We start from the raw sequence: 13,337 nt of genomic DNA on the forward strand, positions 1-13,337 counted from the left end.
AGTTTTTTCGAGACTGCTCCAAGAATTATGTAAATGATGGTGGCTTTGTTACTTTCATTTTCTTGTCATTATTGAATAATATATTTTGATTTTTTATAAAATTTAGGCTGATTATAAAATATAGAGGAAATAGAGTAAATATAAATATGTAATTTATATTTAAATATGGTTGAAGAGATATCGTTTTCGTGAAAAACTTTAATTATCCATTTCATTAGCAAAGGACATTGAATTTTGAATTAACGTTAAGCGATAAAAACCAAAATTCATATGCATGAAAGGTGCTGGTGAATGATGATTTTCATTTTTCTCGATTGTTGTCTGCTTACTTTGCTGATGATGATCTAATGCCGCTATGGACGAATAAATGAAACGGCCAAATAAAATCAGAAAGCTGATAAGTAGAACCAGTTTAGTAATTTGAGATCGCTTCTTTTTTTTCATGGGTTAAATCGCTATGTTGATTCCTCTGCTATTTCTAATTGCCAGCCTGTAACGTTATGCCAGTATTCTTGCTCTTTTTCCAGATCAAGTTGCATCAGGGTGTTTTCTGATAAGTAATTGTAAGGCAGATAGAGGGCCCAATGACCATCATCAGTAACCAGTCTGAGTGATTCAGGGGTGGTTGTGGATTGACGTTGATTATTGAGTAAAGTCGCCAGACGCAGGATTTGAATTAATGGTAAATATTGTTTTTTCTTAAATAGATTGAATCTTGGCAAATCATCCAGTTTTATTGTTTTGCGGTGACAGCGAACCAGTGTTGCCAGCAGTAATTGTTGTTCCTGATTAAAGCCTGGCAAGTTGGTATTTTGCAGAATATAAGCAGAGTGTCGTTGTAATCCACTTAAGTTAATACTCAGCCCAACTTCGTGCAGCATTGCTGCCCAGTGTAAAATCGCTTCGAGTTGGGGCTGCGCCAGCTTTGGGTTCTGGATGGCCCATTGTTGGTAAAGCGCTTCAGTGGTATCAAGCACACGCTTTGCCTGTTCTCTGTCGATATTGTAGTGTTCAGCCAGGCTTTTTGCCGTTCTCCGGCGGATGTCCTGGTGGCGGAAGCGGCCTTCCATTTCATATAAAACACCTTCGCGCAGAGCGCCATCTGATAGCTGTAACTCTTTTATATGCAGGGCATCGAATACACCGCATAAGATAGCCAGGCCGGGAACAAAAACGTGTTTACGATCATCGGATAATTCAGGTAAGTCGAGGGTTTTAAATTTTTTGAATTTAAGCACCTCCTTGACCAACATTTCCAGCCGTTCAGGTGTGATTAATCCATCTTTCTCTCCCATTGCGACTAGTACTTCATAAACGGCTTTAATTGTCCCGGATGCGCCGAGCGCGGAGTTCCAGCCTTTTATGCGGTATTGCCATGAGAGGTTCTCTAGTTTTTGAGCGGCTTCAAGCCGTGCTCTGCGGAATTTCTCCGCACTGATTTCGCCGTCGGAAAAGAATTGGTGAGAAAAACTGATGCATCCCATCCGGCGGCTTTCTATTAATAAGGGTTCAAAATTTTCGCCGATCACCAGTTCAGTAGAGCCTCCGCCGATATCAATCACCAGCTTACGATCTTGTTCTGGCTGAGTGTGTTCGACGCCCATGTAGATCAGACGGGCTTCTTCGTGGCCGGAAATAATTTCAATCGGATAGGGGATGACCTCTTGCGCCCGCCTGATGAATTCTTTGGCGTTGTTGGCTTCACGTAAGCTGTGAGTGCCGACCAGACAGACGTTATCCGCGGGAAATCCTTGTAGTCGTTCGGCAAACAGCGCAAGGCAAGCCAGGCCGCGCTCCATGGCTTCTTCGCTTAATTCGCCTTTTTGATTAAGACCGTAAGCAAGGTAGACATGTTGTTTTAACCGGCCAAGGATCTGCAATGCGCCGTTGACGATTCGTGCAATGATCATATGGAAACTGTTTGAACCCAGATCGATAGCGGCAATTTCCATTGGTCGGGGCGTAGATTTATCGTGTGTTAGCGGCATAGATTAGGCTCTTGGTCCAGGTTGTTCGAGGGCTTTTATATAGTCATAAATCGCCAGTTGTGCACGGATTTTCCGTTTATTGCCCCGTGGCACATAACTGTTGCTCAGTTCTTTATCGACGTAACGGGCTTTTACCGTATCGTTGAATTGTAGTTCGAGAATATCCAGTACACGCTGCTTCAATTGTGGATCAAGCAGGCAGACAGCAACTTCAATCCGGTAGTCGATATTACGGGTCATCCAGTCGGCAGAGGAGAGAAAGACTTTTTCATCGCCGTTATTGGTAAAGACATAAACCCGATCATGTTCGAGGTAACGGTCAACGATGCTGGTGATTTGAATATTTTCGCTGAACCCTGGCTGATTGGGCACCAGTGAACACATACCACGTATCAGCAGGCGTATTTTTACACCCGCTTCTGAGGCATCATACAGGCGGTCCACCAGCTCTTTATCAACAAGGTTATTGATTTTTAACGTAATGCCAGCGGGTTTATCTGCTCTGGCGTTTGCTATTTCCTGAGAAATAAGTTGGTTGAGCATCGCGCGGGAATTTTGTGGTGAAACCATCAGGTTTTCAAAGTTGACCGGGCGATAGGGGTTTTCAATAAAGTTGAATACCCGACGGACTTCGTTGGTAATTTGCGGATTGGCTGTCAGCAGGGAATAGTCGGTATAGAGACGCGCTGTTTTTTCATTAAAGTTACCTGTACCAATATGGGCATAGCGAATAATTTCTTCGCCTTCCAGGCGGGAAATAAAAAACAGTTTTGCGTGGATCTTTAGCCCCGGCGCCGAGAAAATAACATGCACACCTGCTTCTGTCAGCCGTTTGGCCCAATGAATATTGGCTTCTTCATCAAATCGTGCCTGCAATTCAACAACAACGGTAATTTTTTTACCGTTATGGGCAGCATGAATCATTGATTCAATAATGCGGGAGTCTTTTGCTACCCGATAAATATTGATCTTGATGGAAAGCACGCTTGGGTCAAAAGAGGCCTGGCGCAGTAATTCCAGCACGTGTTCAAAGGTGTGATAGGGATAATAGAGCAGAACATCCTGTTCACGAATAGCATCAAAACCATTGCGAAAATTATCAAACCAAGTGTGCCGTAATCTCGGCAAGGGTCTGTTCAACAGGTTTTTCTTTCCCTCATTGGGAAATTTAATGAAATCTTTAAAGTTGTGATAGCGTCCGCCGGCGATCACCGAGTCGTCATTTGACAGGCCAAGTTTGCTGCGCAGTAATTCCACCATTTCATCCGGCATTTCTCTCTGATAAACGAATCTTACCGGTTCCGCAGTCAGCCGTTGTTTCAGGGTGGATGACATTAATTCGAGCAGGCTTGATTCCATCTCTGTTGCTAAATCATATTCAGAATCACGGGTCATTTTCATTGAATAGGCATTTAGTGAATCATAGTCAAAGAAACCTTTGAAAATTTCATCAAGACAGTAGCGCAGAATATTATCCAGCAGGATCATTGATTTGCGGCGGCGTGGCATTTCAGGCGGCAAATTAACAAAACGTGGTACCTTATCTGACGGAATTTCCAGTAATGCATATTGGATATTCTGACCGTGGACAATTTCAACTGCCAGATAAGTGTAGTCATCTTTCAGAAATTCAACCAGATTCGTTTCCGGATTAATCAGGATTGGCGTGATATGGGGTCGCAGATGTTGACGAAAATATTGGCGTAACCAGATTTGCTGATTCGGTGAAATTTGCCGTTCATTGATCAGAAAAATTTGATTGCGGGCCATTTCCAGCAGTAACTCATTATAGAGCACATCAAATTCGTGATCGGTTTTAGCGACTTTGGATTGAATCTTTTTCAATACGTGCCGGGAGCTGGTGGCGGATCCCCGTTCTTCATTAATCAGTATCCGCCGTTTCACATCAGCAAAACGAACTTTGTAGAATTCGTCCAGATTATTGGAGTAAATACCCAGGAACCGCATCCGTTCTATTAATGGGTTGCTCTTATCCGCCGCTTCCTGAAGCACACGTTCGTTGAAGGATAACCAACTAAGTTCTTTCTCGGTATAGAGCCTGTCTTGGGACATTGTTACTCCAGGTGTTGAGGTGAAGGTGTTGAAATTTTGAGTATTATTAGTCGCGGCCTGTTGTTATAACCTCGTCTGCTATGGCGAGTTCGGCCTTTTTATCTGCCTTGAACGCGAAATATTGATGTTGGAAAACACACATGCGAATTGCTGTGCGGTAACAGCCATTAATAAAGAATTCATCTATTAATTCGCCCTCAGTGTAGAAACCTAGCTTATTATAGATATGAATGGCTTTACTGTTCTCCTTATCGACAATCAGGTAGAGCTTGTATAAATTAAGTACAGAAAATGCGTATTCCATCGCCAATTTTGCCGCTTTGATTGCATGGCCTTGGCCCTGATATGCCGGGTCGATAATGATCTGAAATTCTGCCCGGCGATGGATGTAGTCGATTTCGACTAATTCAACCAACCCAACTCTGGCGTCAGAACTTGCGATAATAAACCGGCGCTCGTTCTGATCGTGAATATGTTTGTCGTAGAGATCGCTCAGTTCAACGAAAGCTTCATAAGGCTCTTCGAACCAGTAACGCATCACGCTGGCGTTGTTATCTAATTGATGGATAAAAGGCAGATCTTCCCGCTCAAGGGGGCGTAACCTGACAGGTGGAGAATGAGAACCACCAGACATTTGATACCTCGGTGTTTTTAATAAATAAGAGAGTATTATTAATCATAGTTAGCAGTGCCGGGTATATTACCACAGCACTGTAATCAGGGGTGAATAAATAGATTATTCTGCGGCATAGCCTTGTGGAGGAAGAGTGTTCCCGTCCAGATAGGCTTTGCCATTAACCATGCTCAGGCGTCCTTCGACAAACCAGTTGATAACTAATGGATAGATATCATGCTCTTGAGTTTGGATTCGTTTAATAACTTCACTTTCCTGGTCATTTGCAAAAATAGGAACTTTGGCTTGCAGGATAACCGGGCCGCCATCCAGCTCTTCTGTCACAAAATGAACGGAAGTGCCGTGTTCTGTATCGCCATTTTCCATTGCCTTGCGGTGAGTATGCAGACCGGGATATTTGGGCAATAGAGAAGGGTGAATGTTTAGCAGGCGACCAAAATAGTGCTGAACAAAATCCGGCGTCAGAATACGCATATAACCTGCGAGAACGACCAAATCGGGTTGATATTGATCGATGGCGTGTTTCAGTGCTTGATCATAAGCCTGACGATCCGCATAGTTTTTCGGGCTGACGACATGGGCGGGAATTTCTGCTTGTTTAGCCCGTAGCAGACCGTAAGCATCAGCGGTATTGCTGAATACCGCACAAATTCGCCCACTGATTTTGTTCTGCTGGCAGGCGTCAATCACCGCCTGGAGATTACTGCCGTTGCCGGAGATCAATACAACGATGTTTTTCATTGAATAACAACCTGTTGTTCGTTCTCTTTCTGTGTGGTGATGGCGCCGATTTGCCAGGCTTTTTCACCGGCGGCGTTGAGTAATTCAAGCGCTTGTTCAACGGCTGTTTGTGGTAATGCAATGACCATTCCGACACCACAGTTGAATGTGCGGTACATTTCATGACGGCTGACATTACCGGTTTGTTGCAGCCAGTTAAATATTGCCGGCCATTGCCAACTGGATTCATTAATTTGCGCCTGAGTATTTTCAGGCAGGACACGTGGAATATTTTCCCAGAAACCGCCGCCGGTCAGATGAGCAATCGCGTGAACATCAATGTGCTCAATCAGGGATAAAAGGGATTTCACATAAATTTTTGTTGGAGCGAGCAGGTGATCTGCCAGTGATTTGCTTTCCAGCTCGGTTGTTTCAGGATCTGTGTTGCTGACGGCCAGAATTTTGCGTATCAGAGAATAGCCGTTTGAATGAGGGCCGCTGGCGGCGAGAGCAATCAGGGCATCACCAGCCTGAACTTTACTGCCATCAATGATTTCTGATTTCTCAACGACACCAACACAGAAACCGGCAACATCATAATCTTCGCCGTGATACATCCCCGGCATTTCCGCAGTTTCACCACCAACCAGAGCACAGCCGGATAATTTACAACCTTCCGCGATACCGGTGATAACGCTGGCGGCGGTATCAACATCCAATTTTCCGGTTGCATAATAATCAAGGAAGAACAGGGGTTCTGCGCCCTGGACAACCAGGTCGTTAACGCACATGGCAACTAAATCAATGCCGATAGTGTCATGGCGTTTGAGATCCATCGCCAGACGCAACTTGGTACCAACACCGTCGGTACCGGAAACCAGAATAGGTTCGCGGTATTTTTGCGGTAATGCACATAAAGCGCCAAATCCACCTAAACCGCCCATGACTTCTGGACGACGAGTCTGTTTTACAACACCTTTGATACGGTCTACCAAGGCATTACCAGCATCGATATCTACACCGGCATCTTTATAGCTGAGAGAGGTTTTGTTGGTCACTGAGAAGCCCTCAAGGCGGTTGCATTTGATAAATTAAGATAGAACGCTGACAATTCTAACAGCCTAAGCAAACGTTTGCGAGACTCTTATTCAGGATCTCAGTTATCGGAGAAAAGCCGTGCGTTTGATTAAAATCAACAGATTGGTTGTGGTGTTATGGTTAAAAGGCGGTATAATCTTGCGATTTTTTGTCTGCCGGCGACTTGACATACAGTAGGAGAAGTCCATGAAGATCGTTGAGGTGAATCACCCACTTGTTAAACATAAACTCGGCCTGATGCGAGCGAATGATATCAGCACCAAACGCTTTCGTGAACTGGCCGCAGAAGTCGGAAGCCTTCTGACTTATGAAGCCACCGCTGATTTAGAAACTGAAACGGTCACTATTGATGGTTGGTGTGGCCCGGTAGTTGTTGAGCAGATTAAAGGTAAGAAAATAACCGTTGTGCCTATTCTGCGTGCGGGATTAGGTATGATGGATGGCGTGTTGGAGAACGTACCAAGTGCCCGGATCAGTGTCGTAGGTGTGTATCGTGATGAAAAAACGTTAGAACCGGTCCCTTATTTCCAGAAACTGGCTTCTAATATTGGTGAACGTATGGCGTTGGTGGTCGATCCCATGCTGGCGACCGGCGGTTCTATGATTGCAACTATTGATTTACTGAAAAAAGCAAGTTGCCAGTCGATTAAAGTTCTGGTTTTGGTTGCTGCGCCAGAAGGTATTGCTGCGCTGGAAAAAGCCCATCCTGATGTAGAACTGTATACCGCTTCTATTGATGAGAGACTTAATGAACAGGGGTACATTGTGCCCGGCCTGGGGGATGCAGGCGATAAAATATTTGGTACAAAATAATAAGTTAGCCGACTTTTGAGTCGGCTTTTTTTTGGTTCGTGATGCGATAATATGAAGAGGATAAACAAATGACCCGTCGTACTATTGGGGTAGATGAGCGGCCGCCGCTTTTACAGACCATTCCTCTGAGCTTCCAACATCTTTTTGCTATGTTTGGTGCAACGGTATTGGTGCCGATTCTGTTTAAAGTCAACCCGGCGACGATTCTGCTATTTAACGGGATTGGTACATTGTTATATCTGATTATCTGTAAGGGAAAAATTCCGGCGTATTTGGGATCGAGTTTCGCATTTATTTCGCCGGTTTTATTGTTGTTGCCACTGGGGTATGAATTAGCGTTGGGTGGCTTTATCCTGTGTGGTGTGTTGTTCTGTCTGGTTTCATTGATTGTCAAAGTGGCGGGACGAGGCTGGATTAATGTGCTGTTTCCACCGGCGGCAATGGGGGCGATTGTTGCGGTTATCGGGCTGGAGCTTGCTGGTGTTGCGGCTGATATGGCCGGTTTGCGTCCGGCAGAAGGCGCTGATGTTAATCCAACGACGCTGACAATTTCGCTGGTCACACTGGCGGTGACTGTTCTTGGCTCCGTAATGTTTCGTGGATTTCTGTCTATCATTCCGATTCTGATTGGGGTGTTGGTGGGTTATGCACTGGCATTTCTGTTGGGGGAGGTTGATTTGACACCCGTGCGTGAAGCGCCGTGGTTTGCATTGCCGACTTTCTACACGCCCCGTTTTGAATGGTTCGCTATAATGACTATCCTGCCTGCGGCGCTGGTTGTCATCGCGGAGCATGTTGGTCATTTAGTTGTTACGGCAAATATTGTGAAGAGAGATTTGTTGAAAGAACCCGGTTTGCATCGTTCTATGTTCGCGAATGGTTTTTCAACTGTGATTTCCGGTTTCTTTGGTTCAACCCCTAATACGACTTATGGCGAAAATATTGGTGTGATGGCAATTACCAAAGTTTACAGCACTTGGGTTATTGGTGGCGCTGCGGTATTGGCTATTCTGCTCTCCTGTGTCGGTAAACTGGCGGCAGCAATTCAAGCCGTGCCTGTTCCGGTCATGGGCGGTGTTTCTCTGTTGCTTTATGGGGTTATCGGGGCATCAGGTATTCGGGTGCTGATTGATTCCAAAGTGGATTACAATAAAGCACAAAATCTAATTCTGACCTCAGTTATTCTTATTATTGGTGTCAGTGGCGCGAAAATTAATATTGGCGTTGCTGAACTTAAAGGTATGGCGCTGGCAACGATTGTGGGTATTGGTATGAGTCTGATTTTCCGCTTGATTAGTATTATTCGTCCTGAAGAACAATATATTGAGTCTTCAATTGAATCTGTTAAGCGTGATAAATCATTGAAGTAATAAGTTCGATTTATTTCCCCGCTTTGAATGGTTTTAGTCAGGGAGGGCGGGGATGGGTATAATAATTTATCTTATCCGTGGAGGAGATTAGGGGAGCAGATGTTCACCACCAATGAGAGGAATCAGTTTTAACAGAACTTCATCGTAAAGTCTGGGTTCTGACTTTGTGATAAATTTTACCTTGCGTTGCCGCCAGTCCAGAGTTTGGATCAAAGTTGTTGCCACGATGCAGCGCTGTTCCAGATTGGTAACAGGTACTTCTGTAGGTGCTCCTCTTATACTTGTGCTAATAGGGCAACAGATAACCAGTCCAGTCAGTCGATTATAAGTTTCATGTGAAAGTATGAGTGTTGGGCGATATTTACCAATTTCTTTGCCTTTTATTGGTTCGAAATCAAGTCAGCAAATATCACCACGTCTAGGAACGAACATTAGTAATTGAGCCCCTTGTCATTTGGAGTTGCCAGTTCGTCAGCATGAGCAGTATAAGCAGATAAGCCATTTAATAAGTCAGACTCAGTCAAGCGTTTCTTGACGGCTTTTTGAATAACTAATCCTTGTTCACTGATCTCAATGTCTACTGCATCACCTGCTTCAAAATTGGGTATTGTTTTAAGATTTCCCGACAGCCGCAGAGCAATGCTATTTCCCCATTTTTGCAAAATTGCTTGGGTGCGCATTTATATGCCTCCATAAATATCTCTATGTATATCCAGTGAGTATACATTAATCCACGTGAGTATCAATAAAGTAGATACAAAAGTAAGCAATTATTCAGAGTAAAGTTCGCTCCGCTCTCAATGAGAATTTAGGGGGAGGGGAGAATTCCGCAGTTTCGTTAAAAGGCATAGATTTTCCCAAAGTTTCAATATGTTGAAACTTTATATTTTCAGAATTCTTCAATCAATTGATTTCATAGCAGTATTATAATGCAGACTTTCCTGTTCAAATTTAGCAGGAGAAATAAATGCGTGTTACGCCGCAAAAAAAGAGATTACAAGGTCAGTTACGATTAAAGGATATCAGTATTAGTCTTTTAGTGACTAATAACTGATATCTCTTTAATTTTATGCTCGTTCTGGTTTCAAGTTATTCAACCAGGTACAGATTATTCATTGAAATTGCGGCAGATAGTCACGATTTATCGCCAATACGTCATCCAAAAGCGGTGAAGCAATATCTACATCGGCAACCAGTGGGTTGGTGATCAATGCTCGCAGTGCCGCGTTGCGATCGCCATAAACTGCTGCTTCAATCGTCAAACGTTCGAAGGTTTTTATCTGTTGGGTCAGAGAGTACATACTGTCAGGCAGGCGGCCAAATGTCAGCGGGTGGGCGCCCTCTGCATTAATGATACAGTTGGTTTCAATAACGGCATCGTCCGGCAGGCCACGGATAGCACCGTGGTTAGGGGTATTAACCACCAGTTGGCTGTCAAGATTGTTGTGAATAGCGCAGATCAGATCCAATGCAACTTCAGAATAGAATGAACCACCGCGGAAACTGAGCTGTTCTGGTTTGTGAGCAAGGTTTGGATCAGCATATAGTTCAAACAGCTCCTGTTCTACTTCCATGACTTGTTCTGCCCGTGTGCCTTGTTTGGCAGCGGCTTCGCGCTCTTCCTGCAACATGCTGCGGGTCTGATAGAAGTAACGGTGATAAGGGCAGGGGATTGCGCCTAACGCTCTGAGTAATGGCGGGGGCCAAGGGGATTCTTTAATGTTATTCATGGTTAATGCTACACCGTTGCATAACATATCAAGTACCCGATGCGTTTCATCCCGCCCTGAAACCAGTACCTGGTGTACCCAAACCATATGATTAAGCCCTGCAAAACGTAATTGTACATCTTGATAAGGGTGTTGCAGCATATTGGCAATCATATGGTGCATGGTGACCGGGACATTACACAGGCCGATAATTTTTGCTTTGCTGTAACGGTAAACCGCTTCGGTGATGATCCCAGCCGGGTTAGTGAAGTTAACAATCCATGCATCTGGTGCAAGTTGTTCAACTTTACGGGCGATATCCAGCAAAACGGGGATGGTACGCAGCGCCTTGGCAAATCCACCTACGCCTGTCGTTTCCTGACCGATTAAGCCATATTTCAGCCCCAAACGTTCATCCATAGCACGTGTCGGAAGCTGACCGACACGCAATTGAGTCAAAATAAAACTGGCGCCGCGAATTGCATCATCCGGTGTGAAATGTACGCTGACGATAACATGTTCCAGGCTATGACGAGCCAACATACGACGGGTAAGTGCAGCGATAATGTCTACTTTCTGTTTCCCACCATCAATATCAACCAATGCCAGTTCAGAGAGTGGAATGCTTTTGTTACGCTGAATAAGTCCTTCTACCAACTCAGGTGTGTAGCTGCTACCGCCGCCAATAACGGCTATTTTGATCTGTTTCATATTTTTTCCTCCTGCGATGGCATCCGGCGATAGAGTTCAATCATATCGTCGGCAAGATCCTGAATAACCATCGCGTTCATTAAATGATCCTGTGCATGTATGGTGATCAGATTGACAGGCAATTTACCACCACCTTCATCCAACCCGATTAGAGTGGTCTGAATGGCGTGTGCTTCCTTGATTGCTTGTTGGGATTCAGCCATCAGGGTTTGTGAAGTTTGAAAGTCACCATTTCTGGCATGTTGTAATGCCATCAGCGCATGGCTGCGTGCGCTCCCGGCATGAACCAGCAGTTCGACAATAGTTTGTTCCAAATCCATGTGTAAATCCTCCGAAGATTATGGCTAAGATTGAGTTTCTACACTGGTGGGTATCGTCTCTTCTTGTTGCTTATTTTCTTCATTGATTAATTGTTTTTCATAAACTTTGAAGAAGGGATACCAGATGAATAGATCGATTATCATCAGCAAGATAACCAGCACTGCCGCACGGTAATCCCAGGCGGCGGAAAGCATTGCACCGAATGGGGCTGGTGTGGTCCAGGGAGCGATAGCGACCATTTTATGCACCAGATCAAGATGCAGGGTGCTGTAGGACAGTACGGCATTGACCAATGGCACAACCAGTAGTGGAATTAATAGCGTTGGATTCATAACAATCGGTGAGCCAAATAACAGGGGTTCGTTAATATTGAACATGGCCGGAACGACACTCAGTTTTCCGATAGTACGCAAGTGTATAGAACGACTGCGCAGGTAAAGAATAGCCAGAACCAGTGTGGAACCGGAGCCACCAAGACAGACATAAAATGACCAGTAAGGATCAGTGAGAATTTGGGTTGCAGCAGCCCCTTGAGCCATTAATGCCGCGTTGGCGGCAATATTGGCCATAAAGATGGGGCTTAGTAGGGCAGTGATAAGATTGGCGCCGTGGATACCGGCAAACCACAATAGATTAGCAATCAGCAGCGCCAGCATAATGGCAGGTAGAGTGTCACCGACAGAAATGAGGGGTTGGAACATCTGCATGATGGCGGCGGGAATGAGCAGATTGAATTCACTCTGCAAGAGCAAACTGATCGGGTAAACCGTCAGCAGGATACCGATGACCGGATACAGAAGTTCAAAAGAACGGGCAATTGCCGGTGGTACTTGCGCTGGCATACGAATGGTGATGTTGTATTTTTTTAATAAACGCGTTAGCTCAACTGACCAGATAGCGCAAATCAATGAGGTGAATACACCTGCTCCTCCGAGAAAGTCGAGTGCGATTTTGTTTTCTATTTGTGGTGCTGCCGCTAATAAAAATGCCATTAGTGACAGTAAAGAGGAAGTTAACCCATCCAGGCTGTAGGATTTAGCCAGGCTGTAGGCCGTGCCGATCGAAACAAATACACTCATTAATCCCATGGTCATAAAGTAAGGCATGGTGATGGTGTCCCAGTGAGTTTTACCAAAGGACAACCAAGCCTGACCGAATGAGGATGAAGTTTGTGTATCAAATGGTGGGTTTACCACAATTAACATGATACTGCCGATGAGCAAAAATGGCATGGCTGAGATAAAACCGTCACGTATCGCACTAATATGTCGCTGGTTACCGATTCGTCCAGCAAGCGGGACAATATGGCTTTCTACGATGCGCATGAACGCAATATAGAGGTTCATAGGGCACTCCGTATGATGATGAAGTTGATTATTCCAACAGGCTTAATGCCTTATCGAGAACTTTGTCACCACGGAGAGCGCCGTAATCCATCATGTCAATAACGTCTATCGGCTTGCCGAGTGGTTTGGCGATAGCGGAAAAATGAGCCAGCTGATGTCTTACTTGCGGGCCAAGTAAAACAACGTCGGCATCGGTTATCAGATGTTTTAATTCGATGGTAGAGGCGGCCTTGATCTCAATATCCAATGCCCGTTTTGTCACTTCTGCTTGCATACGTTGTACCAGCATGCTGGTGGACATGCCGGCAGAGCAACACAATAGGATTTTTTTCATTATTCAGCTTCCTGTTTATTATGGGGTAGACGGTAAATGAGAGTACTCTTACTTCTTATTAAGACTAGCAACTTATGTTAAATTTGCTGAGATTTTGTTCGAATATTAATTAGCGAAAAACGCCGTAAACCCTCGCCCAGTGCGGGCGGGGATATAAGGCGAAAAGCCCGCAGGGCTTTAAAGATCAATCTGGCGTTGACTGACTCTGAACGTAGGCTCT

14 protein-coding genes are annotated in these 13,337 nt (G+C 44.8%); 2 read left to right on the forward strand and 12 right to left on the reverse strand.

From position 1 onward, the window contains the following. Positions 1 to 198: 198 nt before the first annotated feature. The 6 genes from ABR397_RS05535 to purM form a co-directional block, all read right to left on the reverse strand. A complete protein-coding gene (locus ABR397_RS05535; protein WP_350304833.1) occupies positions 199 to 444 on the reverse strand; it encodes a YfgG family protein in 246 nt (81 codons plus the stop codon). A gap of 11 nt (positions 445 to 455) precedes the next feature. Then, a complete protein-coding gene (gene ppx / locus ABR397_RS05540) occupies positions 456 to 1,988 on the reverse strand; it encodes an exopolyphosphatase (protein WP_350304834.1) in 1,533 nt (510 codons plus the stop codon). Positions 1,989 to 1,991: 3 nt separating this feature from the next. After that, positions 1,992 to 4,061: a polyphosphate kinase 1 gene (gene ppk1 / locus ABR397_RS05545; protein ID WP_350304835.1), complete on the reverse strand. Its 2,070-nt coding sequence runs from the start codon at positions 4,059 to 4,061 to the stop codon at positions 1,992 to 1,994. 46 nt (positions 4,062 to 4,107) lie between these two features. Then, the gene (gene speG / locus ABR397_RS05550) at positions 4,108 to 4,695 is read right to left on the reverse strand and encodes a spermidine N1-acetyltransferase (protein WP_350304836.1); all 588 of its coding nucleotides are present in this window, start codon (positions 4,693 to 4,695) and stop codon (positions 4,108 to 4,110) included. A gap of 102 nt (positions 4,696 to 4,797) precedes the next feature. Then, positions 4,798 to 5,436: a phosphoribosylglycinamide formyltransferase gene (purN, locus tag ABR397_RS05555; RefSeq protein WP_350304837.1), complete on the reverse strand. Its 639-nt coding sequence runs from the start codon at positions 5,434 to 5,436 to the stop codon at positions 4,798 to 4,800. Continuing rightward, entirely contained in the window at positions 5,433 to 6,473 is a 1,041-nt protein-coding gene (gene purM, locus ABR397_RS05560) for a phosphoribosylformylglycinamidine cyclo-ligase (protein ID WP_350304838.1), read from the reverse strand. Before purM ends, purN begins: the two co-directional genes overlap by 4 nt. A 226-nt stretch (positions 6,474 to 6,699) precedes the next feature. On the opposite strand from purM, the gene upp reads away from it, so the two are divergent. Further along, a complete protein-coding gene (upp, locus tag ABR397_RS05565) occupies positions 6,700 to 7,326 on the forward strand; it encodes a uracil phosphoribosyltransferase (protein ID WP_350304839.1) in 627 nt (208 codons plus the stop codon). A gap of 68 nt (positions 7,327 to 7,394) precedes the next feature. Continuing rightward, positions 7,395 to 8,696, forward strand: coding sequence for a uracil permease (uraA, locus tag ABR397_RS05570; protein WP_350304840.1), 1,302 nt, complete (start codon positions 7,395 to 7,397; stop codon positions 8,694 to 8,696). A gap of 87 nt (positions 8,697 to 8,783) precedes the next feature. On the opposite strand, the gene ABR397_RS05575 is transcribed toward uraA, so the two are convergent. The 6 genes from ABR397_RS05575 to ABR397_RS05600 all read right to left on the reverse strand — a co-directional run bounded on the left by ABR397_RS05575 (position 8,784) and on the right by ABR397_RS05600 (position 13,117). Next, positions 8,784 to 9,080, reverse strand: a complete 297-nt coding sequence (locus tag ABR397_RS05575; RefSeq protein ID WP_350304848.1) for a type II toxin-antitoxin system PemK/MazF family toxin — start codon at positions 9,078 to 9,080, stop codon at positions 8,784 to 8,786. A 47-nt stretch (positions 9,081 to 9,127) separates the two neighbouring features. Further along, positions 9,128 to 9,376, reverse strand: coding sequence for an AbrB/MazE/SpoVT family DNA-binding domain-containing protein (locus tag ABR397_RS05580; RefSeq protein ID WP_350304841.1), 249 nt, complete (start codon positions 9,374 to 9,376; stop codon positions 9,128 to 9,130). Positions 9,377 to 9,808: 432 nt separating this feature from the next. Further along, positions 9,809 to 11,116, reverse strand: coding sequence for a 6-phospho-beta-glucosidase (locus ABR397_RS05585; RefSeq protein WP_350304842.1), 1,308 nt, complete (start codon positions 11,114 to 11,116; stop codon positions 9,809 to 9,811). Beyond that, positions 11,113 to 11,436 (reverse strand): PTS lactose/cellobiose transporter subunit IIA, encoded by a 324-nt coding sequence (locus tag ABR397_RS05590; protein ID WP_350304843.1) that lies wholly within the window; start codon positions 11,434 to 11,436, stop codon positions 11,113 to 11,115. The genes ABR397_RS05585 and ABR397_RS05590 overlap by 4 nt, the downstream gene beginning before the upstream one ends. A gap of 24 nt (positions 11,437 to 11,460) precedes the next feature. Beyond that, on the reverse strand, positions 11,461 to 12,783 hold the full coding sequence (locus ABR397_RS05595; protein WP_350304844.1) for a PTS sugar transporter subunit IIC: 1,323 nt from the start codon (positions 12,781 to 12,783) through the stop codon (positions 11,461 to 11,463). A gap of 28 nt (positions 12,784 to 12,811) precedes the next feature. After that, positions 12,812 to 13,117 (reverse strand): PTS sugar transporter subunit IIB, encoded by a 306-nt coding sequence (locus ABR397_RS05600; protein WP_350304845.1) that lies wholly within the window; start codon positions 13,115 to 13,117, stop codon positions 12,812 to 12,814. Positions 13,118 to 13,337 lie beyond the last annotated feature (220 nt).

The organism is Photorhabdus viridis, from assembly GCF_040256935.1.
Classification (GTDB): Bacteria; Pseudomonadota; Gammaproteobacteria; order Enterobacterales; family Enterobacteriaceae; genus Photorhabdus; species Photorhabdus viridis.